General features: G+C 61.2%; 22 protein-coding genes and 1 pseudogene. 7 read left to right on the top strand and 16 right to left on the bottom strand.

Annotation, left to right across the window (positions count from 1 at the left end; translation table 11 throughout):
• The first annotated feature begins 103 nt into the window (after positions 1–103).
• A complete protein-coding gene (gene kch / locus DCL27_RS02005; RefSeq protein ID WP_005289854.1) occupies positions 104–1,390 on the top strand; it encodes a voltage-gated potassium channel protein in 1,287 nt (428 codons plus the stop codon).
• A 53-nt stretch (positions 1,391–1,443) separates the two neighbouring features.
• Here the strand turns inward: kch and ridA are convergent, their stop codons facing one another.
• The 7 genes and pseudogenes from ridA to aaeX form a co-directional block, all read right to left on the bottom strand.
• Positions 1,444–1,830, bottom strand: coding sequence for a 2-iminobutanoate/2-iminopropanoate deaminase (gene ridA, locus DCL27_RS02000; protein WP_005289852.1), 387 nt, complete (start codon positions 1,828–1,830; stop codon positions 1,444–1,446).
• A 175-nt stretch (positions 1,831–2,005) separates the two neighbouring features.
• Entirely contained in the window at positions 2,006–2,467 is a 462-nt protein-coding gene (pyrI, locus tag DCL27_RS01995) for an aspartate carbamoyltransferase regulatory subunit (protein ID WP_005289849.1), read from the bottom strand.
• A 12-nt stretch (positions 2,468–2,479) separates the two neighbouring features.
• On the bottom strand, positions 2,480–3,415 hold the full coding sequence (pyrB, locus tag DCL27_RS01990) for an aspartate carbamoyltransferase (RefSeq protein WP_228594465.1): 936 nt from the start codon (positions 3,413–3,415) through the stop codon (positions 2,480–2,482).
• A 101-nt stretch (positions 3,416–3,516) separates the two neighbouring features.
• Positions 3,517–3,642, bottom strand: coding sequence for a hypothetical protein (locus DCL27_RS17680; RefSeq protein WP_255212196.1), 126 nt, complete (start codon positions 3,640–3,642; stop codon positions 3,517–3,519).
• Between the two features lie 118 nt (positions 3,643–3,760).
• Positions 3,761–5,696 (bottom strand): annotated as a pseudogene (gene aaeB / locus DCL27_RS01985) (p-hydroxybenzoic acid efflux pump subunit AaeB).
• Positions 5,697–5,713: 17 nt separating this feature from the next.
• Positions 5,714–6,625 carry a p-hydroxybenzoic acid efflux pump subunit AaeA gene (gene aaeA, locus DCL27_RS01980; protein WP_181880789.1) on the bottom strand — a complete coding sequence of 304 codons (912 nt, stop codon included), beginning with the start codon at positions 6,623–6,625 and terminating at the stop codon, positions 5,714–5,716.
• Positions 6,626–6,647: 22 nt separating this feature from the next.
• Positions 6,648–6,851, bottom strand: a complete 204-nt coding sequence (aaeX, locus tag DCL27_RS01975) for a p-hydroxybenzoic acid efflux pump operon protein AaeX (RefSeq protein WP_005289842.1) — start codon at positions 6,849–6,851, stop codon at positions 6,648–6,650.
• Positions 6,852–7,134: 283 nt separating this feature from the next.
• Here aaeX and aaeR point away from each other — a divergent pair, with 283 nt between their 5' ends.
• Entirely contained in the window at positions 7,135–8,055 is a 921-nt protein-coding gene (aaeR, locus tag DCL27_RS01970) for an HTH-type transcriptional activator AaeR (protein ID WP_005289839.1), read from the top strand.
• 52 nt (positions 8,056–8,107) lie between these two features.
• On the opposite strand, the gene tldD is transcribed toward aaeR, so the two are convergent.
• The 9 genes from tldD to csrD all read right to left on the bottom strand — a co-directional run bounded on the left by tldD (position 8,108) and on the right by csrD (position 21,452).
• Complete coding sequence (gene tldD / locus DCL27_RS01965; RefSeq protein ID WP_005289837.1) at positions 8,108–9,553, bottom strand: metalloprotease TldD; 1,446 nt, start codon at positions 9,551–9,553, stop codon at positions 8,108–8,110.
• Between the two features lie 6 nt (positions 9,554–9,559).
• Entirely contained in the window at positions 9,560–10,402 is an 843-nt protein-coding gene (nit1, locus tag DCL27_RS01960; protein WP_035597047.1) for a deaminated glutathione amidase, read from the bottom strand.
• Positions 10,399–14,193 carry an AsmA2 domain-containing protein YhdP gene (yhdP, locus tag DCL27_RS01955; RefSeq protein ID WP_035597044.1) on the bottom strand — a complete coding sequence of 1,265 codons (3,795 nt, stop codon included), beginning with the start codon at positions 14,191–14,193 and terminating at the stop codon, positions 10,399–10,401. Before yhdP ends, nit1 begins: the two co-directional genes overlap by 4 nt.
• Positions 14,194–14,252: 59 nt before the next feature.
• On the bottom strand, positions 14,253–15,722 hold the full coding sequence (gene rng / locus DCL27_RS01950) for a ribonuclease G (RefSeq protein WP_005289829.1): 1,470 nt from the start codon (positions 15,720–15,722) through the stop codon (positions 14,253–14,255).
• The gene (locus DCL27_RS01945) at positions 15,712–16,305 is read right to left on the bottom strand and encodes a Maf family protein (protein WP_005289828.1); all 594 of its coding nucleotides are present in this window, start codon (positions 16,303–16,305) and stop codon (positions 15,712–15,714) included. The genes rng and DCL27_RS01945 overlap by 11 nt, the downstream gene beginning before the upstream one ends.
• Positions 16,306–16,340: 35 nt before the next feature.
• Positions 16,341–16,829 (bottom strand): rod shape-determining protein MreD, encoded by a 489-nt coding sequence (mreD, locus tag DCL27_RS01940; protein ID WP_005289825.1) that lies wholly within the window; start codon positions 16,827–16,829, stop codon positions 16,341–16,343.
• Positions 16,829–17,887, bottom strand: coding sequence for a rod shape-determining protein MreC (gene mreC, locus DCL27_RS01935; RefSeq protein WP_035597041.1), 1,059 nt, complete (start codon positions 17,885–17,887; stop codon positions 16,829–16,831). Before mreC ends, mreD begins: the two co-directional genes overlap by 1 nt.
• A gap of 154 nt (positions 17,888–18,041) precedes the next feature.
• Positions 18,042–19,085 (bottom strand): rod shape-determining protein MreB, encoded by a 1,044-nt coding sequence (gene mreB / locus DCL27_RS01930; RefSeq protein ID WP_228594464.1) that lies wholly within the window; start codon positions 19,083–19,085, stop codon positions 18,042–18,044.
• A 471-nt stretch (positions 19,086–19,556) separates the two neighbouring features.
• On the bottom strand, positions 19,557–21,452 hold the full coding sequence (gene csrD / locus DCL27_RS01925; protein ID WP_035597038.1) for an RNase E specificity factor CsrD: 1,896 nt from the start codon (positions 21,450–21,452) through the stop codon (positions 19,557–19,559).
• 451 nt (positions 21,453–21,903) lie between these two features.
• Between csrD and acuI the strand changes: the two genes are divergently transcribed.
• The 5 genes from acuI (at position 21,904) to accB (ending at position 25,845) form a co-directional block, all read left to right on the top strand.
• The gene (gene acuI, locus DCL27_RS01920) at positions 21,904–22,881 is read left to right on the top strand and encodes an acrylyl-CoA reductase (NADPH) (RefSeq protein ID WP_035597035.1); all 978 of its coding nucleotides are present in this window, start codon (positions 21,904–21,906) and stop codon (positions 22,879–22,881) included.
• Between the two features lie 122 nt (positions 22,882–23,003).
• The gene (msrP, locus tag DCL27_RS01915; RefSeq protein ID WP_035597032.1) at positions 23,004–24,005 is read left to right on the top strand and encodes a protein-methionine-sulfoxide reductase catalytic subunit MsrP; all 1,002 of its coding nucleotides are present in this window, start codon (positions 23,004–23,006) and stop codon (positions 24,003–24,005) included.
• Positions 24,005–24,604 carry a protein-methionine-sulfoxide reductase heme-binding subunit MsrQ gene (msrQ, locus tag DCL27_RS01910; RefSeq protein ID WP_035597029.1) on the top strand — a complete coding sequence of 200 codons (600 nt, stop codon included), beginning with the start codon at positions 24,005–24,007 and terminating at the stop codon, positions 24,602–24,604. Before msrP ends, msrQ begins: the two co-directional genes overlap by 1 nt.
• Before the next feature lie 241 nt (positions 24,605–24,845).
• The gene (gene aroQ, locus DCL27_RS01905) at positions 24,846–25,298 is read left to right on the top strand and encodes a type II 3-dehydroquinate dehydratase (RefSeq protein WP_005296171.1); all 453 of its coding nucleotides are present in this window, start codon (positions 24,846–24,848) and stop codon (positions 25,296–25,298) included.
• Positions 25,299–25,377: 79 nt separating this feature from the next.
• A complete protein-coding gene (gene accB, locus DCL27_RS01900; RefSeq protein WP_005289800.1) occupies positions 25,378–25,845 on the top strand; it encodes an acetyl-CoA carboxylase biotin carboxyl carrier protein in 468 nt (155 codons plus the stop codon).
• Position 25,846 lies beyond the last annotated feature (1 nt).

The following is a 25,846-nucleotide window of genomic DNA, read 5'->3' as shown; positions in this document are numbered from 1 at the left end:
TTTATTTTTCACCGCTCCGCGACCCGCCGCTCTGGCGGGTCGCCCTATTCATAAACGCATATTCGCGTTACACTTTTTATTATTTCCTTTAGCACGAATCGCCATGAAAAGACTGTTCCACCGCGTCTATAACCTGTTTCACCCCTCTTGGGTTCTCGCCCTATTGGTCGCCCTCGAAGGCTACCTGTTTGCCGAACCGGTGGTGATCCAGGCGTTTCGTTATGTCCCCGGCGCCTTGCAGACCTTCCACAGTTGGAAGGAGGCGCTCTCCATGGTGAACCTGTTGGAGATCCCGCGGGTAATGCTGGGGGTGGCGCTGATCCTGATGTCCATCGGCCTGGTGTTACGCGCCCGTGTCGCCTGGGCATTCACCCTGCTGCTGCTGCTCGCCATCGCCATCTTGTCGCTGATCCAGGATCCCAGCCTGCCCATCTGGCAGGCCCAAGATCTGGTGCGCCTGCTGTGGCATGACTTCAGCCAGTGGACCTGGCAGGATATCTCGCTGACCAGCCTAGAGAACTACAGCCATAACCTGACGCTGTATACCCTGGTGTTGCTGGCTCTGCTGATCCGCTATTGGGAGCGCTTCGACCGGGCCAGCCTGGCGGCCGGTTCTCTGTTCGCCTTAGTCAGCTTTGTCTCGTTGCTGATCTACGCCCTCTTCGGCTCGCTCTATCTGGGCGATGAGTTCAAGCCGCCGATCCTCGACGTGGTCACCGCCTTCTACTTCTCGGTGGTTAGCATGTCGACCGTCGGTTACGGCGATATCGTGCCCTATACCGCGACGGCACGGCTGTTCACCCTCTCGGTGATCGTGATGGGGATTACGGTATTCGCCACCTCAGTCAGCGCCATCATCGGCCCGGTGATCGGCGGCAATCTTAAACGCATGGTTAAAGGCAGGATCTCTCACGTGATGCGGAAAAACCACTTTATCATCGCCGGCGCCTCGCCGCTGGCCCTCAGTATCTACAACGGATTGAAAGCGCGCGGCGACGCCATCACCGCCATCGTGCCGATGGGGATCCCGCACGAGTATCCCCAGGACGCCGACGTGGTGGTCGGCGATCCCTCCAGCGCCGAGGTGCTGACGGAGGCAGGCGCACCACGGGCGCTCTACATCCTGGCGCTGCGCGAAGATGACGCGGAGAACGCCTTTATCGTCCTGGCGGCCAAAGAGGTGGCGGGGAGCGGCACCAAGACCATCTCGCTGGTCAACGCCAGTAAGCATCTCCAGAAGATTAAGCGGGTACAGCCGGATATGGTGTTCTCGCTACAGCAGTTGGGCAGCGAGCTGTTGGTGCGAACCCTGAGCGGAGAGCCGATCGACAATAAGCTGATCACCGAGCTGTTCTTCGGCAAAGAGGAACCGGTAGAGGGCGAGAGTTAATCCCGGTGAGTGGCGGTAAGAGACGGTCAGCCCGAATGGGCTGACCGACGTCATCAGCGACGCAGCGCGATGGCTTCGATTTCGATCTTCACATCTTTCGGCAGACGAGCCACTTCGACGCAAGAACGGGCCGGGAACGGGGCGTTATGCTCCTTGAAGAACGCTTCATAGGTGGCATTCACCGTTGCAAAGTCATTCAGATCCTTGACGAATACCGTCGTCTTCACGATGTTGGCCACGCTCAGGCCAGCGGCTTCGACGATCGCCTTGACGTTCTCCAGCGACTGGCGCGCTTGGGCAGCGACATCGTCCGCGACCAGGCCAGTTTTCGGATCGACCGGGATCTGACCGGAGGTGATGACCATGTTGCCCAGATCAACGCCCTGAACATAGGGTCCAATGGCGGCCGGTGCGTGCTCAGTGCTGATAATACCAGACATATCTGCTCCTTAGGGATGATGGATGGGCCGTTACCGAGGGACTCCGGTAACCGCCCCCATTATAGGGAGTCCGCCCCCATCCTCTCAATGACGCAGGTCGTCATTTTTCCCCTGCATCTCCCACGATGGGCATCGCGCCCACCCGCGACGCACATCGTATGGCGGAAGAGGCGCTTTACTGCTCCATCACCGCGTGGTGCTCGAACTCTTTCTCGCAATACTTGCACTTGAGCAACACCTCGCCGTCGCGGGCGCGCACGCTGAAGCTGGAGTGTACCGGCTCGCTGCGGCTGATGCAGTTGCTGTTCGGGCAGCTCAACACCTCATCGATACGCTCCGGCAGGCTCGGTACCATCTTGCGCACCACCTCATAGTTTTCGATGCAGTTGACGGTGGCACGTGGCGCGTAGATCGCCAGCTGGTTGACCTGGGCCTCGGTGAGGAACACGTTCTCGATCTTGATCAGATCCTTGCTCCCCTGGGCATTGGAGGGCAGGTTCAGGCCGATGGTGACACGCTGGTCGGTCTCGGTCAGTTTAAACAGGGTCAACAGCTTAAAGCCGATGCGGGCCGGGATATGGTCAATGACGGTGCCGCAGTTAATCGCTTCAACTTGTAGTTTATTGTCGTGAGTCATCTCATCTCTCCCTTAGAAATTCAGTTCGGCATTCAGGATCAGGGCCAGCAACGCCTGGCGGGCAAAGATACCGTTGCCTGCCTGCTGGAAGTAGTAAGCGTAGGGGGTAGTGTCGACATCGGTAGTGATCTCGTCGATACGCGGCAGCGGATGCAACACCTTCAGGTTGTCGCGTGCCGACTCCAGCATAGCGGCGCGCAGGATGAACTGCGACTTGACGTTAGCGTACTCCGAGGGGGCCAGACGCTCTTTCTGCACGCGGGTCATGTACAGGATATCCAGCTGCGGCATCACCTCTTCGATGGTTTCATGCAGACTGTAAGTGATGCCCTTCTCCTCCAGCATCGCCAGAATATAGTCCGGCATCGCCAGCGCCTGCGGGGCGATGAAGAAGAAGCGATTACCCTCGAACTTAGCCAGCGCCTGGGTCAGTGAATGCACGGTACGGCCATACTTCAGGTCGCCGACCATGGCGATGTTGATGTTGTTCAACCGTCCCTGCGTCTCCTGAATGGTAAACAGATCCAGCAGCGTCTGGGTCGGATGCTGGTTGGCACCATCACCGGCGTTAACCACCGGAATGCGGCCACAGAACTCTGTCGCCAGGCGCGCGGCCCCCTCCTGCGGGTGACGCATCACGATGGCATCCACATAGTTCCCGATCACCGAGATGGTATCCGCCAGCGTCTCCCCCTTCTTGCCCAGCGAGGTGTTGCTGCTATCGGCGAAGCCCACCACCGAGGCGCCGAGGCGATGCATCGCGGTCTCGAAAGAGAGACGAGTACGCGTCGAGGCTTCGAAGAACAGGCTGGCGATCACCTTGTGGCGCAGTAGTTCCGGCTGCGGCTCGGCCTTCAGGCGGGCGGCGGTCGCCAGCACCAGCTCCAGTTCACTGCGGCTCAGATCGTTGATGGAGATAATATCTTTTAGATACAAGGGATTGGCCATTCTTTACTCTCCTATTCAGGCGCCGGCGTCACGCGGCGCTGGCAGACTGTTCACTCGGGTTAATTTTTCGCCTTGCCGTCTTACGGGCAAAAAAAAACCCCTCAAATGAGGGGTTTTCCACGATCGAGAATGCGACGGGAGAAAAACGGCTGGTGGCTGCCCGGGTAGGGCAGGTGCTGCGGCCGCATCACGACCGACGAACCACGGTGACCGATACTGTTTTTCATGCTCTCTCCCGGCAAATTGTCCGGCATTATACTCAGCGACCGCCGCACCGCAAGCACAAAATGTAGGGAGATTTGATGCGGCGCAAACGGTTTTCTGCTTAAACAAGCGCCATCTTGCCTAATTCAGCAACACCGCGCGATAGCGATGCAACACGCGCTGTAGCTGCCGCAGTGGCTGGATCTGGGCGGCCTCACGCCCGGCGGCATCCCACGCCTCGGCATAGGCCGCTAAGTGCCGAACCACCTGGCGCAGGGCCAGCGCGCGGCGTATCGCTGACGAGGCGCTCAGCCCAACGGCGGCCTGGCGTAGTGCCTGCAAGCGCGCGCTATCACAGGGTAGCGCCGCCTGGTGCAGGCTTTGGCGCAACACGATCAGCGTCAAGGCGAGGCGATAACGGGCGATATCCTCGGGAAACAGCGTTAAGACCATCGCCAACTGACGATATAACGCAGGCAACAGATTGCCGCGAGTGCCCTTCGCACCCAGCGTCGCCAGCGCGGCACATAGCAGGCGACGTTGCACCATCCGCCCGGTATGTACACGCGAGTGATCGCGTACCAGCAGCAAGACCAGCCACGCCAGCGCACAGCCGATCACCTGACCGAGGGCGTTGTCGAGAAAGCTCTGTAGCGGAAAATGCATCGGGTTGCTTAACACCAGGATGTTGAGCGTCGACGCCAGGGTTCCCAGCGAACCGAGACGGCGCTTCTGCACCTCCATCCCACAGAGAAAGGTCAGCGTCCCGAGGCTCAGGCATAGCAGCATCAGGCTCTGCTCGGTGGCAGGCAAGATCAGCAGGTAATACAGGGCGCCGATAGGCAACGCCAGCAACGCCCCCAGCAAGAAGTCGATCGCCGCCATACGCGGGTTCGGCGTACGTACGGCCAACGACGTGACGACCGCGATCATGATCATACAGCCACTGCCGGCCTGCCAGCCGCTCCATAGCCAGAACAGCGTCCCCAGCGTGGTAGCCAGCCAGGTACGCACCCCGTTGATCAACGCATGGCGCCCCACGCTGGTGCGCAGCGGGCGCCCTGGCACGCCCTGACGCAGCAGCGCCGCCTCCTGTTGACCGATGGGCAGCGCGCTCACGACGCCCTTACTCAGCCACTGTAACTGGCTGGCGGCGGCGATCCAGGCGATCAACGCCGGGGAGACGCGGCTACCGCCATACGCCGCCAAGAGACGACGCAGCCGCTTCAAACGCTGATACGCCTCGGCCGGGGTGGTCAGTGGAACACTGATCAACGCCTGAAAGCAGCTGGGCAGCGGCTGCCGCTCGCGCTGTAGGCAGATCTCACACGCCCGCGTGATCAGACTTAGGGTCAGGGTATGCAGATGCGTCAGGCGGCGGCAGGTTGCCTGCCAACGTAGCGACTCCAAGGCCAGGCTCGCTCGCATCCCCTCCAACGCCTGGCCCTCACGCATCAGGGTATGCCAGTGGCGATCGAGCGCCGCGCGATCGTCGTTCACCACACAACGCTGCAGGAGTTGCCAGTGGTTCAGCAATAGCCCGCCGACCACCCGATCCACCTCGCCCTTGACCGAGCGTGGTGCCAGCAGGGTATCCGCCAATATGGCACAGACGATACCCAACACGATCTCGCCGCAACGCTCCAACGCCAATTGCAGAATAAACTGCGGCTCGGTGAGGCAGGAGATCACGATGATCAGCGTCGTGTAGCCGGAGAGTCCCCAGGCGTAGGCGTTCTCGATGCGCACCAGCGACGACAGCCAGGTACACACCCCGGCCCATAGGCAGCACAACAGCAGCATCAGCAACGGCGCGCGGATGAAGATCATCATCAACAGCAGCGCACACAGGCAGCCAATCAGGGTGCCGATGATGCGCAGCCAACCACGATAGCGGATGGCGCCGGCGAAGGGCTCCCCGCCAGCGGCAAAGGCGGGGACCGGCGGCGACCAAGGCGGCGGTCAAGGCCGACCAGCGGGGCGTGGTGAGCCCGAAGGCGAAACCGAGCAATAAGGCCATCAGGATCGCCAGCGTCAGTTTGCAGGCGAAACGCAGGCGGATCGAAAGTGGATGCATCCGGTCGTTCCCCTCGCTTAACCCAGCTCTCGCAGGCGTTGTAGCAGATGGCGCAACGGCGCTGGCGTCACCTCACTGCGACCGATCACCACCGTCGCGGTGGTGCCGGCCGGATAAGGATGAGCCTGGGCCGCCGCATCCAGCCGAATGCGTACCGGTACCCGCTGCGCCAGGCGCACCCACTCAAGGTTGGAGTCTACCGCCGCCAATCCCTTGCGCCCCGGCGTCGCGCTGCTGTCATTGACCCCGGCCGAGATGCTGTCCACCGTTCCATGCAGGACGCGATCGCTGCCCAACGGCGTGATCGCCGCCGCCTCACCACGCTGTACTCCGGCCAGCTTAGTCTCCTCCATATAGGCCAAGACATAGAAACTGTGTTGCTTGATCAGCGCCACGGCGTTCGCGCCGCGCTGGATAAACTCGCCACCATGGACTTGGAGGTTCGTCACCCAACCGTCGGCGGGGGCCCGTACCACGCTACGCTCGACATCGAGTTGAGCCAATGTGCATGTCGCCTGCGCTCGCGCCAGTTGTTGACGCGCCGCCGCCAGGGCGCTGTCAGCCTGATCGATCGCCTCTTGGGCCACCAGACGATTACCCAGCGCGCGCCGCCGTTGCGCCTCGCGTTGCAGCTCCGAGAGTCGATCCTGGTAATAGCGCTCGTCGGCCTCGGCCTGTGCCAACGCCGCGCGATAGCGCCGATCATCGATGCGAAACAGCACCATCCCCTGCGCCACGTGCTGGTTATCCTGCACCGAGACCGCCTCCACCAATCCACTGACATCGGGGGCGATGGCGACCACATCGGCGCTAAAGCGTGCGTCGCGCGTCCAGGGCGAGGTGGTATAAAATCCCCAGGCACGCATCACCGCCCAGGCCGCCAGTAACACCAGCAGCAGGGTGATGGCGACCGACATCAGACGGTTCATCCACGGTTTCACACAGCCCCCTTCAAATAAATAACCCACTCACGCAATAAAATAGGCCGGCATACAGCGCGCAATTGAACAACGCCGGATGCCAGATCCACTGATACACCCCACAGGCTAATAACAGCCGACGTAACAACCAAAACAGCGGCAACGCCGCCAACAGCACGCAAAAGGCGGGGGGAAACGAGAGCCCCCAGAGCACCATCACGGGAAGCGTTCCCATGCATCATCCTTACTCAACGATAACGGCCCACGCGACACGGGTGGGCGGAGAGAAACGGCAGAGGTCGCGCGCTGAACGCACGCATCGAATCGGCGGCGCCGCCATTGACGGTACCGAGAGATGTTAGCCTAATGTGTCAGTGGGATATATAATCTGTGACGCAAATCACTTTTCACTTGAGATAAACAATCTCGTGATCTACTTCGCACTATGACCCTATAAGCGGTTATAAAACCAACTGTTCTGGCGGACGACGGCGAACACCATTAAGACAGGATGAAGAATGGAACGATTGAAAGGCATGGCGATCTTCGCCAAGGTCGTCGAGTGCGGCTCCTTCACCGGTGCGGCGACCCAACTGGCGATGAGTGTCTCTTCCATCAGTCAAAGCGTCAGTAAGCTGGAGCAGGCGCTGCAAATCCGCCTGCTGAATCGCAGCACCCGACGTATCAGCCTGACCGAGGCCGGACGCATCTACTACCAAGGCTGTCGTAAGATGCTGCAAGAGGCGCAGGAGGTGCATGAGCAGTTGTACGCCTACAACAACACCCCCAGCGGCACCTTGCGCATCGGCAGCTCGGCCACCATGGCACAGAAGGTGTTGGCACCGATCAGCGCCCGCATGCTGGCTGCCTATCCGGGGTTAGCCGTCAACCTGGTCACCGGTGTTCCGGCTCCCGATCTGGTCGCCGACGGTTTGGATCTGGTGATCCGCGCCGGTGAGTTGCAAGACTCCAGCCTCTTCTGCCGCTCCCTCGGTGCCATGCCGATGGTGATCTGTGCGGCCAAGAGCTATCTGCAGCAGCATGGGACGCCGCACCATCCGGCCGAGCTGGTCAACTACAGCTGGCTCGACTTTAGCGGCCAACCCGCTAACGATCTGACCCTGATCACGCCGGAAGGGCACACCCTGCGCCCGATGCCCGTTGGTCGCTTTCACACCAACGATGCCCAGACGCTGCTGAGCTGGCTGCACGCCGGCGCCGGAATCGCCTACCTGCCGCTGATGTGGGTCATCGATGCGGTACGGCGCAAACAGGTGGAGATCTTGTTTCCCCACTACCAATCCACGCCGCGTCCGGTCTATGCCCTGTATGCCCATAAGTCGCCGTTACCGCTCAAGGTGCGCCTCTGCCTGGAGTACTTAAGCGATTACTTCACCCAGATGGCGGAGACCTTCCGCGACTCGCGTCAGGCCAAATAAGCGGGGCCGGCAATGCCGGCCCCGCTTGAGATCAATGCACAACGTCAAGCCCTTAAGCGGTGCCACCGACGGTCATCGCATCCAGCTTCAGGGTCGGTTGGCCGACGCCGACTGGTACGCTCTGCCCCTCTTTGCCGCACACGCCGACCCCCTTATCCAGCGCCAGATCGTTGCCAACCATCGAGATCTGCTGCATCGCCTCGATACCTGAGCCGATCAGAGTCGCCCCCTTCACCGGATGGGTGATGCGCCCCTTCTCGATCAGATAGGCCTCTGAGGTGGAGAAGACAAACTTGCCAGAGGTGATATCGACCTGACCACCGGCAAAGTTGGGGGCATACAAGCCATACTCGACGCTCTCGATGATCGCCTGCGGCGTGCTCTCGCCCGCCAGCATATAGGTGTTGGTCATACGCGGCATCGGCAGATGGGCGTAGGACTCGCGGCGGCCGTTGCCGGTCGGCGCCATGCCCATCAGACGGGCGTTGAGCTTATCCTGCATGTAGCCGCGTAAGATACCCTTTTCGATCAGTACGTTATACTGACCCGGTACCCCCTCGTCGTCCACCGCCAGGGAACCGCGGCGCCCCTCCAGGGTGCCGTCATCCACCACTGTGCACAGCGGCGAAGCCACCTGTTGCCCCAGCTGGCCGCTGAAGACGGAGGTGCCACGCCGATTGAAGTCCCCCTCCAACCCGTGACCGACCGCCTCATGCAGCAAGACACCCGGCCAGCCGGCGCCCAGCACCACCGGCATGGTGCCCGCCGGCGCCGCCACGGCGTGCAGGTTAACCAGCGCCATGCGCACCGCCTCGCGGGCATAGGCCTCGGCGCGGACCTCACCGTCGCTCGAGGCGAGGAAGTAGTCATAACCGCAACGGGCGCCGCCGCCGCAACTGCCCCGCTCACGGCGTCCCTCCTGCTCCACCAGCACACTGACGGAAAGGCGCACCAGCGGACGGACATCGGCCGCCAGAGTGCCGTCGTTGGCGGCGACCAGCACCAGCTCATACACTCCGGTCAGGCTGGCGTTGACCTCCTGCACGCGGGCATCTTCCGCCCGCGCCACGCGGTCCACCAATGCCAACAGGGCGATCTTCTCCTCACGCGGCAGGCTATCCAGTGGGTCGTGCATGGCATAACGCGCCACCGCCTCCAGCCCCCCCAGGGTGTGCGCCCGACCATCCCCCTGCTCACGCACGATGCTGCGCGCGGCATGGGCACTCTGGGTCAACGCCTGCAGCGTGATCTGATCGGCATAGGCAAACCCGGTCTTCTCACCGTGGATCGCCCGCACCCCGACCCCCTGATCGATGTGATAGGAGCCATCCTTGATGATGCGATCTTCCAGCACCCAGGATTCGTGCACGCTGGATTGAAAGTAGAGATCGGCATAGTCCAGGCGACGTTCGCCCAGTTGCCCCAATACGTTATAGAGATCCTGATGATTCAGGTTGTTGGCAGCCAGTAACTGCTCACTGACAAACGTCAGACTCATGGTGTTTTACCCTTGATGAAGGTGGATCAGCTCAGGCTGGAATCGGTTATGTTGCGCCAGCGGCATCTGCTGCCGCAGCGCCGCGAGCGAGTCGGTATTCACTTTAATCTTCAGCGGACGCACCGCATCGGCATTTTGCTGGAGCACGCTGCCCCAGCCATCCACCGCCATGCTGTGGCCCCAGGTGCGCCGCGTGGCGCCGTGGCTGCCGACCTGGGCCGGCGCCAGAATATAGCACTGGTTCTCGATCGCCCTCGCGCGCAACAACACCTCCCAGTGCGCCTCACCGGTCACGCGGGTGAAGGCGGCGGGCAGCGAGATCAGCTCGGCCCCCTGCGCGCGTAGCGCCTGGAACAGGCCAGGAAAGCGCAGATCGTAGCAGATGGCCATCCCCAGGCGGCCGACCGGTGTATCGACCACCGTCAACTGCTCGCCATAGCGATAGATATCGGATTCGCGATAATGGTGATGGCTATCGCGCACATCGACATCGAACATATGCAGCTTATCATAGCGGGCGCGGAGCGCTCCCGTGTCATCAAACAGCAGACTGCTGGAGGTAATACCGCCATGACGATCGGCGGCAAGCAACGGCATCGCCCCGACCAACAGCCAGACCCCATAGCGGCGCGCTAAATCGCGCACCGCCTGTTGAAGCGGCCCGTCACCCTCGCGTTCGGCATGCTGGCGGTAACCGGCGGCATCGCTAAACAGCAGCGCATTCTCCGGGGTCAACACCAGCTTAATCGCGCCATTCAGCTGCTTGAGCTGCTGCTCGATCTGAGCCAGGTTGTCGCGACTGTTTTCACCGCTACACAGTTGCAATAAGGCGACGTTGGCATTCCTCATGGAGCCTTCTCCTTCTTCGGCTGACGTAACACTTCATGGATCGTCGGGCTGTCTAGCCCGCCGCTTATGTTGTAGCGTATCAGCGATATCTTATTCCACAATGGCGCCAGCACTTTTGAGGCGGCAAAGACCGCGGCCCCCACCACCGGGTTGACGGCGAAGGCGGTGGCCACGCCAACCGTCGCCGAGAGCTCTGGCGCGATCACCGCCTGCATATCGATACGACGCCGGACCAGATCGACCGAGCCACTCATCGCCACATCGGCGGACAGGCCATCGACCACCAGGTCGTCGGTAGACATCACGCCGTCGCGCAGGGTGGCGCTGCCCTTGATACCATCGAAGTAGAAGCCGGCGCCGAAGGTATCGCGGAAATCCAGCCGCAGCTTGCGCAGCAAGGCGTCGAAACTCACCAGACGCAGCAACTGCCCGGCGTGTCCGGTGTCCACGCTCTCGATCACCCCCTTGCCCAGGCTGGTGCGGAGCGTACCGTTCAAGGTCGCGATACGCGGCTGCCACGGTGTCCCCTGCCAATTAAGATCGAATTGCCCCTTAAACGGCGCCTGTTGCAACGGCAGCGTCAGGCCGAAGAAGTCGGCGCTATCCGTCAGATTGGCCCCCTTGAAGGCGCCCGTCAGCCCGCTCTGGCTTTGTCCCGCCTGCTGCTGCCAACGCCCGTTCAGCGTGAGGCGTAGATTGCCGTTGTCGAGTAAACCATCGCTAAGGAGCAGGGTGTCGCCGGCGACACGCAGATCGGCCTCGACCCGTCCCAGGCTCTGGCCCATAAACCAACAGGCGTGGCAGCGTAGCTGCATCGCCGGCCAGTCGGCGAAGAGCGGGGCCGCCCGATTGTCGCTGGCGAAGGAGGCCTCGCTACGGGCGGTCGTCAGGCCCAAGGCATCCGGCTGCGGGTTGTAGTAGAGAAAGTCGAACGCCGCCGTCAGCCGTTTATTCGCCAGCGTCGCGCTGGCGCGGATCTCCTGACCGTCGACGCGAAACTGCGTCGTCTCGCCTTGACGATCGAGACGCAACTGCAACTGGTTCCACGCCTGCCCGGCCAGTTGCAACTGTGGGGTGGTCAGGGTTAATCGGGCCGGTAAACGTAGCACGCTGTGGCTATCCAGCTGACCGGCGAGCGGCGCGGCCAAGAGGGCCAACCATTCGGCGCCATTCAGTGCCGGCAAGTGCAGTCGAGCCTCACCGGGCACTAGCGTCGGCGCTACACCACGTTGCCGCTCCCAACTTAGGCTCTCCAGCGCCGCCCCCACCGCCGCGAGCTGCACCCGCGCGGCGAAGCGATCGTCGCGCCCCAGACTGCCGTCGAGGAGGAAGTCATCCATGCCACCGTCGACGTTTACCTTCAGGATCTGCGGCGCACCAGCCGCTTTATTCAGCGGTGCCGGCAGCGTGCTGCCTACCGCCCCCAGATTGGCGTCGATCGCCACCTGATAACGGCTGGCGCCGCGATCCGGCAGGGTGATCGCCACGTTGCCTTGCCAGGGCGCGCTCCCCTGCAGGCGACTCGCCAGCCCCGTCGGTAACCAAGGCAGGCGAGCCGGCAACCAATCCCCTTGCAGATCCACCGCCACCTGATACTGCTTGGGCTGCGGCGTGGTCGCGAATTGCACACTGAGCGGTTGGCCCAGCCACTGCGCGCTCAAGGTGTCGCTCTGCAAGCGATCGTCATCGAAACGGAAGCGCCCACTAACCGCCTGCATCGCGCTGCCCAGCGGCTTGATAAACAAGCTGTTGTTACGCAGCCGCACCTCACCACTGGCGTGGGTGACGCCACCATCGAGCGGGATCGCCAACCGCAGATTACCGCTGACATCGCCGCCGACCTGCAACTCGCCCAGCGTCGCGCCGACCGAGCCCTTCAGCGGCGATTGCATAAAGTAGTCATGCACGGCCTTGCCGCTACCGGCGACATCGGCGTTGATCAGCAGCCGCTCCTCGCCATAGCGTGGAATGTCGGCGTGAATGTTGCTGCCACGCGCCGCGCCAAGATGGGCCGAGGGCGCGAACATCCATAGCCCGTCGTTGAGGAAGTCGAGATCGATGGTCAGATCGGTCAACGGGGCCCAGTCCGGCTGGAAACGGAAGGTCGCCTGGCGCAGCGGTACATATACCTGGAACTGCCCCTCGTGGTGCGCATAGGGGAACTGCTGTGGATCGCCGTCATACAGCAAGGTGGCGTTGTCGACCTGCCCCCCCTCCAGTGCCGCGCTCAGGTAATCGGTCAACTCCGTCCCCATCAACGGCTCGGGGAAGTAGCGCCACGCCTGGCGCGCGTCCGTCAGGCGAATGCCCGCCAGGATGCTGAGCAGTGGCCGCCCCGTCGTCGGTTGCTGGTAGCGGAAGCCACCGTGCGTCCAGAGCGCCCGCGCCTGCACGTCGAGATCTTGGCCGCTCAGCGTCCAACCCGCGTCGTCACGCTGGAAACGCACCTCCCCCGTCGCCTGCGCCACCGCCAGCGGCGCACGAAACAGGGCGGCATAGGGCAGCGTGCTATCGTTCAGCGTGAAGCGCAGACGGGCATCTTGCCCGCTGCCACGCAGCGAACCGCTGAAATGGTCGATGCCAGGCAGCAGCTGCCAAGGTTGCCAACTGAGATCGTGCCAATCGGCCAGCACCCGGCTACGCGCTGGCTGACGCAGCGGAATGTCCAACCCCAGGCGGGTGATCGTCCCCCGTGGCTGTAGCGCCTGTAGCGGTTGCATCAACGCTGGCGAGAGGAGATTGAGGGTCGATAGCAACGGCGTGATTCGGGCCAGCTGTAGATCGGTGGCGCGCAGCCGCAGCTCATCCCCCTCATCCTGGGCACGCGGCGGTAGGTAGAGCAGGCTCAGGCTCCCCGCCGGCCAAGATTGGCCATCCGTCGCCAGATTCAGGCGCGGGACATCCAGGCGCCAGCCATCCTGATAACGCGCGGCGCGCAGCGTCAGATCATCGACGGTCAAACGGTGGCGCTGGCCGGACGCTTGCCAGTCAGCCTGACCGTCACGCAGGCGGATCTGCGCCGCCTGCATCTCGCCTTTGTGGATGGTCAACCAGGCATCTAAGCTGAAGTCGGCGCCGCTCACCCCGGTATTACGGTTGACCCAACGGCTCAGCCAGGGGGTGAGATCGATCTGCTGCGCCTGTAGGTAGAGTTCGCCATCGCTGAGCAAGCCGTTCTTATCGCGCAGATCCATGCGGACCTGGAGGGTGCCATGCTGCCCCTGTGGGGTGGTAAAACTCACCTCCCCCTCGGCACGATGACGATCCGGGCTGTTCAGCCAGGTCAGTTGCGGAATGGTCAGTTGCAGTTGGGTGCCCGAGGGCGAGGGGAAACTCAGGCGACTGTCGCGCAGGGTAAAGTGATCGAACTGGCGCAGGAAGATGTCGCTCAGCTCATCGCCTTGCAATCCCCCACCGCCTTGTTCGCGCGCCAACGGACGATCGGTGGCCGCCTGGAGCTGGTAAAAGGTGAGATCGCGGAACTGAAGCCGGGCGTGTAGCAGCGATTGCCACACGTCCAGCGCCAAGGTCACACGCCGCACCTTGAGTTGCCCCGCGCCGCCACTCATCGCCAGATCGCGCACCTCCAGGGTCGGCCCGAAGGATTGCCAACTGGCCTGTAATGCGCCGATGGTCGCGGATGTGCCGGTCAACTCACTGAGTTGCTCGGCGATCTGTGGACGCACCCGATCGAGATGGGGCAGCAGTAAGCGCAGCCCACTCACCAGCAGAGCGACCAATACAATCAGGGTCGCCAGCGTTACCAACAGGTAACCGGGCAGTCGCCTCACAGCGTTCTCCTATCCTTCCAACCCATCCTATGGGGTCATTCCCCTGAGCCGGTACCGCGTTACATCATCACCACATCAAACTGCTCTTGGCTATAGAGCGGCTCGATCTGTACCTTAACCTGCTTCCCGACGAAGAGCTCCACCTCGGCCAAGGCGTGAGACTCTTCGCTCTTCAGCGCCTCGCCCACCGCCGGCGAGGCGTAGACCAAGAAGCGATCGCTGTCGTAGGCGTGATGCACGCGCACGATCTCGCGCAACACCTCATAGCATACCGTCTCCACCGTCTTCACCGTACCGCGACCGTGGCAGGTCGGACACTCACCACACAGCACATGCTCGATGCTCTCACGGGTGCGTTTACGCGTCATCTCTACCAAGCCTAGCTGCGAAAAGCCGTTGATGCTGGTTTTCGCCCGATCTTTGCTCAGGGCTTGCTCCAGAGAGTGCAGCACCCGCCGACGATGATCCTCGCTGTTCATATCGATAAAGTCGATGATGATGATCCCGCCTAGGTTGCGCAGGCGCAACTGGCGGGCGATGGCTTGCGTCGCCTCGACGTTGGTGTTGAAAATCGTTTCATCCAGGTTGCGGTGGCCGACGAAGGCGCCGGTGTTGATGTCGATGGTGGTCATCGCCTCGGTCTGATCGATGATCAGATAACCGCCGGACTTCAGCTCCACCCGCCGCTCCAACGCCCGTTGGATCTCGTTCTCCACGTCATACATGTCGAAGATGGGCTGCTTGCCACTGTACAGATCGAGGCAGGGCGTGATCTCCGGCATGTACTCCTGGGTGAAGTCTTGCAGCAGATCGTAGGTCAGGCGCGAGTCGACCCGAATACGATCCAGCGAGGCCCCGGCGAAGTCGCGCAGCACCCGTTGCGCCAGCGCCAACTCGCCGTACAACATGCACTTGCTCTGGTTACGCCGCTTGCGCTCCATCACCTTGATCCAGAGGCGCTTGAGGAAGGCGGCATCCTGCGCCAACTCCTCGTCATCCGCCCCTTCGGCGGCGGTACGGATGATAAAGCCGCCCAGCTCGTCACAGTGGGGGGCGACGATGGCCTTCAGCCGCTCGCGCTCCGCTTCGCTCTCGATTCGCTGCGAGACGCCGACATGGCTGGCGCCCGGCATAAACACCAGGTAACGCGATGGCAGGGTGATGTCGGTGGTCAGGCGCGCGCCCTTGGTGCCGAGCGGATCCTTCACCACCTGCACCATCAGATCCTGCCCCTGACGCACCAGCTCGGCGATATCGCGCACGTGAAAGTTCTTCTGCTCATCACCGGCGACACACTCGGTGTGCGGCATAATGTCGGAGGCATGCAGAAAGGCCGCCTTCTCCAGACCAATATCTACAAAGGCCGCCTGCATACCGGGCAGCACCCGGCTCACACGCCCTTTGTATATATTGCCGACAATACCGCGCTTCGCCTCGCGTTCGATGTGGATCTCTTGCAAGATGCCGCCATCGATATAGGCCACCCGGGTCTCCGATGGCGTAACGTTAACCAATAATTCAGTCGTCATGCTCTTTCTTCTCCTCCCTTAACGCCATAAAGCGTGCCAGCAGTTCACGGGTCTCCACCAACGGTAGCCCCATCACGGCGTGATAGCTGCCGTTGATCGCCCGCACGAAGCAGCCGCCTTTACCCTGGATGCCATAGGCACCCGCCTTATCCAGCGGCTCACCACTGGCCACGTAGGCGGCGATCTCTGCCTCGCTCAACGGGCAGAAGGTCACCTCGGTGACCACGTAGTCGTCCAGACAATGATGCCGGTCGGCCAAAGCCAGCGCGGTGATCACCTGATGGCTGCGCCCCGCGAGGCGGCGCAACATCTCGGTGGCCTGAGCCGGGCTCGCCGGCTTCTCCAATACCGCCCCATCGAGCAGCACGATGGTATCGGCGCCCAATACCGGGCGATCCTGTGGGGCGACGTCCACCCCGGCCTGCGCCTTGTCGCGTGCCAGACGGCGGACATAGGCCAGCGGCGTCTCATCCGGCTGACGCCGCTCCTCTACCGCACAACTCAGACGCGCGAACGGAATCGCCATCAGCGTCAACAACTCACGCCGCCGGGGCGAGCCCGAGGCCAGATAGATCTCACACATACGCTTTCGAGAGTCCTGTGTCTAGCCGCATCGCCTCACTGCACGGCGAATTGACGGCGCACCTTACGCATCAGTAAAAATAGCCATGGCCACAGTAACCCATTGACTACACTACTCCACCACACCTCGGGCCGGAAGGCGGTATTGGCGACGACAAACTCGCCCCAGAAAATCACCGCCTCCATCGCCGCCGTCAGCACCATCACCATCAAGGCCTGCTGCCACAGCGCCATGTTGCGCAGCAACTGGAACTTGAAGGCCACCAGATAGGCCAGCAGACTGAAGGCCAAGGCCCGGATCCCCAGGGTCGAGCCGAGGATCAGATCCCACACCAGCCCCAACAGGAAGCCGGTACCGACGTTGACGCGATGTGGCAACGCCATCGTCCAGTAGATCAGGAACAGCGCCAGCCAGTTCGGGCGGAACATGGCGATATTGTCCGGCCAGGGCATAATCTGCAACACATAGGCCAGCAGGAAAAACAGCCAGATGATCCAACGACCATGGCTACGGTAACCCCCCATCAGCGCACCTCCTGACTACGACGCGGTGGCGTCTTCGGGGTGACGGCGGGGGCCGGTACAGCCGGTTTCGCCGCGGCATCGGCCGCACTCGGCGCACTCGGTGTCGCCGGTGTGCCGCTGTCAGGAGCCGGAGGCCCCATGACGGCGGGGGCAGGCAAGACCTGCGGCATCATCTGCATCAGCCGTTCATTGGCGACGCGCTGCACCGCATCCGGCGGCAGAGGGACGCTGCCCTCGCGATCACCGCTCCACAGTAACAGCAGATAGCGCAGGCGCTGTAGCCCCGCGGTCGGACGTGCCTTGATCACCGTATAGGCGCGTTGATTATCCACCTTCACCGACGAGACGACGGCCACCGGATAGCCCTCCGGGAAACGCCCCCCCAGGCCGGAGGTGACCAACACATCCCCGACGCGAATGTCGGTGTTGGCCGGCAGATGCTCGAGCTGGAGATCATCGCTACAGCCGTTACCCGCCGCCAGCACGCGGATATCGTTGCGCAGCACCTGGATCGGTAATGCATGGGCGGCGTTACAAATCAGCAAGACGCGGCTGGTCGCCTTACCGACGGCCACCACCTGACCCACTACCCCCTTGTCGCTGATCACCGGCTGACCGAAGTAGACACCACTGTTGCTGCCCTTATCGATCACCACCTGATCGCTGTAGGGATCGGGCAGCGTAGAGATCACCTGCGTGACCATCTTGTGTTCATCCTGGCGCAATGGCGAGCCAAGCAGCTCGCGCAGGCGCGCATTCTCTTGTTTTAACTGTCCCTGTAATAACAGATCGCTATTTTTTAATAAGAGTTCTTGGCGTAGCGCCCGGTTCTCCAGCTCCAACTGATCGCGGGTGGCGAAGGTGTTAGAGAGCGTATCCAGGAGCTGACGGGGAGCGTTGGACAGATAATAGAACGGACTCACGGAGGTATCGAGATAGGTACGGATCTGCTGAAACATGCCCAGACGGCTGTCAGCCACCACTAATCCTACCGCCGCCACCACCGCCAGAAAAAGTCGTAGTTGCAGAGAAGGCCCTCTGCTGAATATCGGCTTCATAAATTTGCGTTATCCTCGACGTCGGCGCCGCGTCGTGCGCAGCACCGCGCATGTAGCGATCGCGCGATACGCGAACACCGGACGGAGTGCCTCTCCGCCCGGTGCCCGGCATTCGTCTCATCCACGGCGGCGCAATGCCCGCGCCGTAGAGGAATTACTCTTCGCTGAACAGATCACCGCCATGCATGTCGATCATTTCCAACGCCTTGCCACCACCGCGCGCCACACAGGTCAGCGGATCTTCGGCCACCACCACCGGGATACCGGTCTCTTCCATCAGCAGACGATCCAGGTTACGCAGCAGCGCGCCGCCACCGGTCAGGGCCATACCACGCTCGGAGATGTCGGAGGCCAGTTCCGGCGGGCACTGCTCCAGAGCCACCATCACCGCGCTGACGATGCCGGTCAACGGCTCTTGCAACGCTTCCAGGATCTCGTTGGAGTTCAAGGTGAAGCCTCGCGGAACCCCTTCAGCCAGGTTACGACCGCGCACTTCGATCTCACGCACCTCATCGCCAGGATAGGCGGAGCCGATCTCATGTTTGATACGCTCGGCCGTCGCCTCACCGATCAGGGAGCCGTAGTTACGGCGCACGTAGTTAATGATCGCCTCGTCGAAACGGTCACCACCGATGCGAACGGAGGAGGAGTACACCACGCCGTTCAGGGAGATCACCGCCACTTCAGTGGTACCGCCACCGATGTCCACCACCATCGAGCCGGTCGCCTCGGAAACCGGCAAGCCTGCACCGATCGCCGCCGCCATCGGCTCTTCGATCAGGAAGACTTCACGCGCGCCGGCGCCCTGCGCCGATTCACGAATGGCGCGACGCTCGACCTGGGTGGCACCGACCGGTACACACACCAGCACACGCGGGCTTGGCCGCATAAAGCTGTTGCTATGCACCTGTTTGATGAAGTACTGCAGCATCTTCTCGGTCACGAAGAAGTCGGCGATCACCCCATCCTTCATCGGACGGATGGCGGCGATATTGCCCGGCGTACGGCCGAGCATCTGCTTGGCCTCATGCCCCACGGCGGCAACGCTTTTCGGAGAACCCGCGCGGTCCTGACGAATGGCGACCACCGAAGGTTCATTCAAAACAATGCCTTGTCCTTTTACATAAATCAGGGTATTGGCAGTACCCAGGTCGATGGACAAGTCATTGGAAAACATGCCACGAAATTTTTTAAACATAACTGAAGGATAATCCTGAAAGCTGGAGGCGAAAAATAAAATCCGCTTACTTTACCAACCACGCGGAACAGCGACAAGGCGCAAAAACGTCCTGCTCCGGTGAAAAATTACACCATGTTTACCATTCAACAGATTAGGGTGCTCATGAGCATGGCACCACAGCGGAAGAGGGAGGCAACACTGACGATCTCCCGCCAGCCGTCGCACGGCAAAACACTCCGCATCGCCACGTTATCGCACCACGCATCCGTTCCCGGCTACAACACAGCGCATAACAATTCATCACAGATAATGTCTATCACGACGGTAGCAAAGGGTAGACGCGCGCTGAATTCATTCCACCGCCGAGGGCATTCGTCTCGACGGCACGTAAGCGCCTACCAACCGTATAAGCATAGATTGCACGCTATTCTACGTGAATTTTTCCTGACAAAAAGGCCAATTCATTATCCGTCACAATATTTTTTCCAACTAGAGAACCGGTCGCGATTTTGCAAAAAAATCTCCCTGCCCGCCGGCGATCCCTTTCTCCTGTAATACCCGCCACTCCTCGCGACTACGCACCCCGGTGGCGAAGACCTGTGCCAGCGTTCCCTCACAGGCACCGGTGATACTTTGCACAAACAGCTGGTTTTCGATGCGTTGGTCAATGTTGCGCACCAACGCCGGATGCAGCTTGATCAACGCCACCTGCAACTGCTTGATATAGGTAGTACTGACGATACGTAACCCCGCCTGAGATACCACCAGCTGACACTCCAGGCCGCGCAGCAGACGTAGCATCGGCGCCAGGCGTGCCTGATGTGCACAGACATCGGCCTCATTCAACTCGATGAGGATACGCTGACGCACCGAACGCTCACTCTGCAACAAGGTATCGCGCAGCCAACGCTGGAAACTGCGTTGTAATAATGAGTCAACCGTCAATGGAAAGGCCAGCCTTTGCCCCGGCAAGCGGCGCAATAACGGAATAATCTGACTCACCATTTGACGATCGAAACGCTCCGCCAGGCCGAGCTGTTGCACCAGCGGCATAAATTCGGCGCTGGGGATGGGCTGATTGCCGTCGTAGATAAACGGCAAGATATAGTGGTGATGCACCGCACCCGCCACCGTCACCGCCGGTTTATGGAATAGGCGAGCCCCGCCACGCGTTAGCGTCTGCTCTAACAGGGTGCGCCAGCGCACGCTACCACGCACCATCTCCGGTTGCGGAATGGGGTCGACATACCAGCCGTTGCCGCCTTGCAGGCTGGCGTTACGCGCCGCCTGCTCGGCGCGATCCATCACCGCCTCGACCTGCTCACCGGCGCGATAGAGGGTAATACCGATATGCAACACCTCATCGGCGACCACGCCAGGGGCCGACGGGATGGCGGCCAGAGAGGCTAACAACTGAGCGGCGAACCCCTCCGCCTCTTTCTGCGAGCGGTGAGGCAGCAGCACGGCAAAATTATTCTGGAAGTAATGTGCCAAGAGGCCGGAGGGATAACGCATCACATAGGTCGACAACATATTGGTCAGCGCGTAGCGGAACTCCTCGCGTTCACGTCGGCCCGGCTGATCGGCTAAGGCCTCCAAGTCGGGCAGACGCAAGATCATCACCACGCCATGCGCCGCCTCATCCTCCAATAACGTCGTGAGCTGGTTGTCGAAAAATAGTCGATTATTCAGTCCGGTACGGGAGTCCTGGGCCGCAAAGGCGCGGATCAGCGAGTCGATACGGCTGCGCTCCTCTCGCGCCTCGGCCAGCTCCCGCAACAGGCGGTCCAAGGCGCTGCTGGCACTGGCTGGCAACTCATTGAGACTGCCGATGGCACTCAGATCGCGTTCGCCCGCGAGGATGCGGCGAGCCCGCCGTTCGAGGCGCTCCACACCCAACGTCTGGGTGCGGAGCCAACGGTAGGCAAACACCAGCATGATCACCATGATGACGATGGAGAGTGAGAGTGGGAACATGCGCTCTAACGAGTGGCTATAGCTGGCCGTCGGTTCGATATAGACCATCTTCAGACGATAGCCTGGGTGTTGCAGCAACGGCGCCTCAAAGGTGCGCAGGTTGTCGCGCGTATGCCAGGCCCGATAGAGCGCCGGGAGATGGTGGGAATAGACCTGACGATCGTCGTGGTAGACCGCCAGGTCGACCGCGCCTGCCGAACGCATCATCACCGGCAGCCAACGCTTCACACTGTCGGAGGACTCGACCAGCAGCTGTTGGTCGATCATCGTCGTCAGGATGTTAAGTTGTGTCTCGGCGCGCTGATGCGTCTGGTTATAAAAGCTATAGGTGCTGCCCAACAGCATGAGGAACATGCCCAGCGCCACCAGCAAGGTAATGAAGGCAAAGAATTTGGTCGTAATACGCATCCCTGTCCCTACCCGATCCGTTACACATCGCGGCGCCGCAACTCATTCCGCTCGACGATGCTCCACCACCCGGCGCAGGCCGGACAGGCTCTCAGTAAAAACTCCCTTTCTTGGAGGCATAGTATCACTCCTGTGAATTATTTTAGCCGACTTCATCTTTACTTTTACTACAAATAACGCCCCTCGCCTATCGCCGACGCGCTAACCCCACGGGGGGACTCCCGACTAGGCAAACGGGCGCGTCACCCCGTGCCTCGCGGACACCCACTCGCCGCCTGTACCCGCGAAGTAAGGGCGGTAAGTACCCGCCCCGGCAGGCCATTTCCTCACATCGCTCATAGCTGCGATCACGGCCATAGCGGGCGGGGGGCGATTCCTGGTATAGAATAGGCTACGCGCCATCCTCTGCGCGGGGACGGTAATTAAGCTACTTTATCAACAGGATGCCATCATGAAAGCACTGCTACTCGAACAGCGCGACGGTCAGACCCACGCTCACATTCACATCCTAAGCGGTGATGACCTGCCGGCGGGCGAGGTGCTGGTCGACGTCGACTGGTCGAGCCTGAACTATAAGGATGCGTTAGCCATTACTGGCCAGGGTAAGATCGTCCGCCAGTTTCCGATGGTACCCGGCATCGACTTCGCCGGCGTCGTCAATCAGAGCAGCGACGCGCGTTTCACCCCTGGCCAGGCGGTGTTGCTAACCGGTTGGGGGGTGGGTGAACACCATTGGGGCGGGCTGGCGCAGCAGGCCCGAGTCCCCGCCGATTGGCTGTTGCCGTTGCCTCAGGGGTTAGACGGACGCCAGGCGATGATCATCGGCACTGCGGGTCTCACCGCCATGTTGTGTGTGCTGGCCCTGGAGGAGGGCGGCGTCACTCCCGAACGCGGCGAGGTCGTGGTCACCGGGGCCAGCGGGGGGGTCGGCAGCACCGCCGTCGCCCTGCTCAGCCAACTGGGCTACCGGGTGGTCGCCGTCAGTGGACGCGAGGAGAACCGTGACTATCTGCTGGCGCTCGGCGCCGAACAGGTCTTGCCTCGCGCCGAGTTTCAAACGCCGGCCCGCCCACTGGAGAAGCAGCGCTGGGCGGGCGCCATCGATACGGTCGGCGGCGAGGTTCTGGCCAAGGTCCTGGCCCAGATGGACAGCAACGCGACCGTTGCCGCCTGCGGACTCGCGGGGGGATTTACGCTACCTACGACGGTGATGCCGTTCATTCTGCGTAACGTCCGCCTACAGGGGGTAGACTCGGTGATGGCCTCGCCAGAACGCCGCACCCTCGCCTGGCAGCGTCTGGCCGCGCTCTTGCCGGAGCGCTTCTACCAGCAGTGCGCCCAAGAGATCACGCTGGAGCAGGCGATCCCGGCGGCGGCCGATCTGCTGGCTAACCGCATCACCGGACGTACCCTGGTACGCTTACGCTAACGTCGCCGATGCGCGGTGGCTTGCCTGCCGCGCATAACTATAACAATTTTGTGATACTCCCCGCGCCAGCCCCATTTCCTGCCATGATGTCATCATCACCCTCATCATCAAGGAGTGCGAGTATGGCCCGATACCCGAAACTGCGCGACAGCGATGTCACCCCGGAAGCGCTATTCTTTCAGCGTCGCCGCGTGCTCAAGGCGCTCGGTATTAGTACGGCGGCGCTAGCCCTCACCCCCTCAGCTCAGGCCAACTTATTGTCCTGGTTTAAAGGCAACGATCGTCCCCCGGCACCGCCGGGCGATCCACTGACGTTTACCCGCCCCGCCGCCTGGCAGGCCGACCTTCCTCTGACACCCGAGGATAAGGTCAGCGGTTATAACAACTTCTACGAGTTCGGTCTGGACAAGGCCGATCCGGCAGCGAATGCCGGATCGTTGCGTACCGCCGGCTGGAAAGTCACCATCGATGGCGAGGTGGCCAAACCGATGACCCTGGATATGGACGATATTCTGCGCCGCTTCCCGCTGGAGGAGCGTATCTATCGCATGCGCTGTGTGGAGGCTTGGTCGATGGTGATCCCCTGGGTCGGCTTCGAGCTGGGACACCTACTGCGCCAGGCCGAGCCCACCAGTCGGGCGCGCTATGTCGCCTTCACCACGTTGTACGATCCCGAGCAGATGCCGGGGCAGAAGGATCGCTTTATCGGTGGCGGCTTGAAGTATCCCTATATCGAAGGGTTACGGATGGATGAAGCCATGCATCCGTTGACGCTGCTCAGCGTCGGTGTCTACGGCAAGGGATTAGCACCGCAGAATGGGGCGCCGATCCGCCTGACGGTACCGTGGAAGTATGGCTTCAAGAGCATTAAGTCCATCGTCCATATTCGCCTGGTAGAGAATGCGCCACCGACCACCTGGAACCAGCTCGCCCCAAGCGAGTATGGCTTCTACGCCAACGTCAACCCACAGGTGGACCATCCACGCTGGTCTCAGGCCAGCGAACGTTTCATCGGCAGCGGTGGCCTACTGGACGTCAAACGCCAACCGACGCTAGCGTTTAATGGCTATGGCGCACAGGTGGCGGCGTTATATCAGGGGATGGATCTGAGGAAGTTCTATTGATGAAACGACTGAGTCCTGCCCAGATTACCCTGCTGAAGATCGCCATCTGGCTGGCCGCCGCCTTGCCACTGATCTGGTTGCCATTAGCGGCGTCGCTGGGAGCGTTGAGTGCCGATCCGGCCAAAGATATCCAGCATATTACCGGGCTGATGGCGCTGAAGCTGCTGCTGGCGACCCTGCTGGTCTCTCCCCTGGCACGCTTCACCCGTCAGGCGGCGTTGATGCGCACCCGGCGCCTATTGGGACTCTGGTGTTTCGCCTGGGCCAGCCTGCATCTGCTGAGCTACCTGATGCTGGAGCTGGGTGGCAACCTGAGGTTATTGGGTAGCGAATTGCTACGGCGCCCCTACCTCACCCTCGGGCTGGCCGCGTGGCTCATCCTGCTGGCCTTGGCCCTCACCTCGACGCGACGCGCCATGTCCGCACTGGGTACGCGTTGGCAACGCCTGCACAATCTGATCTATCTGGCGGCGATCGCCGTGCCGATCCACTATCTATGGTCGGTGAAGACCCTCTCACCGCAGCCGTTTTTTTACGCACTCGGCGCGCTGATCTTGTTAGCATTGCGTTATCAAAAAATCCGCCAATGGTGGCGATAACCAGTGGAACTTGCAGCCATTTTTAGTATCTAATCGCTAACATGTCGACTCGTCCGTCACACGGACGGGTTGCATATCTTCGCTGATTCGACCAGTATTCAGCTGCGAATTGAACCGAAATCATTATAATGCCCGACCTTGTATGCCGATCGATGCCACAAATTGGCAGAGAAAGAGTGACAAGGCGGCGACATCGGGTTATTTTGGCAAAATTCGTCTGATTGCCGGAGATGGCGGCACAATGGCCAACAAGTTCAACATTTTGCTTCTCAATGGTCCCAATCTGAATATGCTGGGCGTTCGTGAGCCGGAAAAATATGGTTCCCAGACGCTGGCGCAGATTACGGCACGGTTGGATCAGCGGGCACAGACACTCGGCGTGCAGTTACGCCATGTGCAGTCCAATGCGGAACATGAGCTGATCGCACAGATCCACGCCGCCTTCGGCAACACCGATTTTATATTGATTAACCCGGCAGCGTTTACCCATACCAGCGTAGCGCTGCGCGATGCCCTGCTGGCGGTGCAGATCCCGTTTATTGAGATCCACCTGTCCAACGTGCATGCCCGCGAGCCCTTCCGCCACCACTCCTATCTGTCGGATGTCGCCGTGGGGGTCATTTGCGGCCTGGGCGCCGAAGGGTATGAATATGCCCTACAGGCGGCGGTTAACCGCCTGAACGTATCACGCTAAACCGGAGTGTGCGCCTGTCTGCCGCCGTGCGCGGCGTGCATCCACAATCTTCGTAACAACAACGAGTACGGAATCACACATGGATATTCGTAAAATCAAGAAACTGATCGAACTGGTTGAAGAGTCCGGCATCGCTGAGCTGGAAATCTCTGAAGGTGAAGAGTCAGTACGCATTAGTCGTGCCCCGGCGATGGCCAGCATGCCGGCCATGCAACCGTTCTACGCCGCCGCTCCCGCCGTAGCACCGGCCCCGGCGGCAGTGGCCCCGGCAGCCGCACCGGCTCCGGCCGATAACGGCAATGCGGCCCTGAGCGGCCATGTCGTCCGTTCTCCGATGGTCGGTACCTTCTACCGTACGCCGAGCCCGGAAGCCAAGGCGTTCGTCGAAGTCGGCCAGCAGGTCAATGCCGGCGATCCGCTGTGTATCGTTGAAGCGATGAAAATGATGAACCAGATCGAAGCCGATAAATCCGGTGTGGTGAAGGCGATCCTGGTCGAAAACGGTCAACCAGTTGAATTCGACGAGCCGCTGGTCATCATCGAATAAC

The organism is Edwardsiella tarda ATCC 15947 = NBRC 105688 (assembly GCF_003113495.2).
Classification (GTDB): domain Bacteria; phylum Pseudomonadota; class Gammaproteobacteria; order Enterobacterales; family Enterobacteriaceae; genus Edwardsiella; species Edwardsiella tarda.
This window is presented reverse-complemented; position numbering and strand designations above follow the sequence as displayed.

Coding starts and splice junctions, on each gene's coding strand:
- aroQ (WP_005296171.1), top strand. CDS start 24,846: ATGGCCAACAAGTTCAACATTTTGCTTCTCAATGGTCCCAATCTGAAT.
- DCL27_RS17680 (WP_255212196.1), bottom strand. CDS start 3,642: ATGAAAAACAGTATCGGTCACCGTGGTTCGTCGGTCGTGATGCGGCCG.
- mreD (WP_005289825.1), bottom strand. CDS start 16,829: ATGGGGGGTTACCGTAGCCATGGTCGTTGGATCATCTGGCTGTTTTTC.
- aaeR (WP_005289839.1), top strand. CDS start 7,135: ATGGAACGATTGAAAGGCATGGCGATCTTCGCCAAGGTCGTCGAGTGC.
- mreC (WP_035597041.1), bottom strand. CDS start 17,887: ATGAAGCCGATATTCAGCAGAGGGCCTTCTCTGCAACTACGACTTTTT.
- tldD (WP_005289837.1), bottom strand. CDS start 9,553: ATGAGTCTGACGTTTGTCAGTGAGCAGTTACTGGCTGCCAACAACCTG.
- pyrI (WP_005289849.1), bottom strand. CDS start 2,467: ATGACTCACGACAATAAACTACAAGTTGAAGCGATTAACTGCGGCACC.
- kch (WP_005289854.1), top strand. CDS start 104: ATGAAAAGACTGTTCCACCGCGTCTATAACCTGTTTCACCCCTCTTGG.
- csrD (WP_035597038.1), bottom strand. CDS start 21,452: ATGCGTATTACGACCAAATTCTTTGCCTTCATTACCTTGCTGGTGGCG.
- accB (WP_005289800.1), top strand. CDS start 25,378: ATGGATATTCGTAAAATCAAGAAACTGATCGAACTGGTTGAAGAGTCC.
- aaeA (WP_181880789.1), bottom strand. CDS start 6,625: ATGAACCGTCTGATGTCGGTCGCCATCACCCTGCTGCTGGTGTTACTG.
- rng (WP_005289829.1), bottom strand. CDS start 15,722: ATGACGACTGAATTATTGGTTAACGTTACGCCATCGGAGACCCGGGTG.
- nit1 (WP_035597047.1), bottom strand. CDS start 10,402: ATGAGGAATGCCAACGTCGCCTTATTGCAACTGTGTAGCGGTGAAAAC.
- aaeX (WP_005289842.1), bottom strand. CDS start 6,851: ATGGGAACGCTTCCCGTGATGGTGCTCTGGGGGCTCTCGTTTCCCCCC.
- mreB (WP_228594464.1), bottom strand. CDS start 19,085: ATGTTTAAAAAATTTCGTGGCATGTTTTCCAATGACTTGTCCATCGAC.
- ridA (WP_005289852.1), bottom strand. CDS start 1,830: ATGTCTGGTATTATCAGCACTGAGCACGCACCGGCCGCCATTGGACCC.
- acuI (WP_035597035.1), top strand. CDS start 21,904: ATGAAAGCACTGCTACTCGAACAGCGCGACGGTCAGACCCACGCTCAC.
- DCL27_RS01945 (WP_005289828.1), bottom strand. CDS start 16,305: ATGTGTGAGATCTATCTGGCCTCGGGCTCGCCCCGGCGGCGTGAGTTG.
- msrP (WP_035597032.1), top strand. CDS start 23,004: ATGGCCCGATACCCGAAACTGCGCGACAGCGATGTCACCCCGGAAGCG.
- pyrB (WP_228594465.1), bottom strand. CDS start 3,415: ATGGCCAATCCCTTGTATCTAAAAGATATTATCTCCATCAACGATCTG.
- msrQ (WP_035597029.1), top strand. CDS start 24,005: ATGAAACGACTGAGTCCTGCCCAGATTACCCTGCTGAAGATCGCCATC.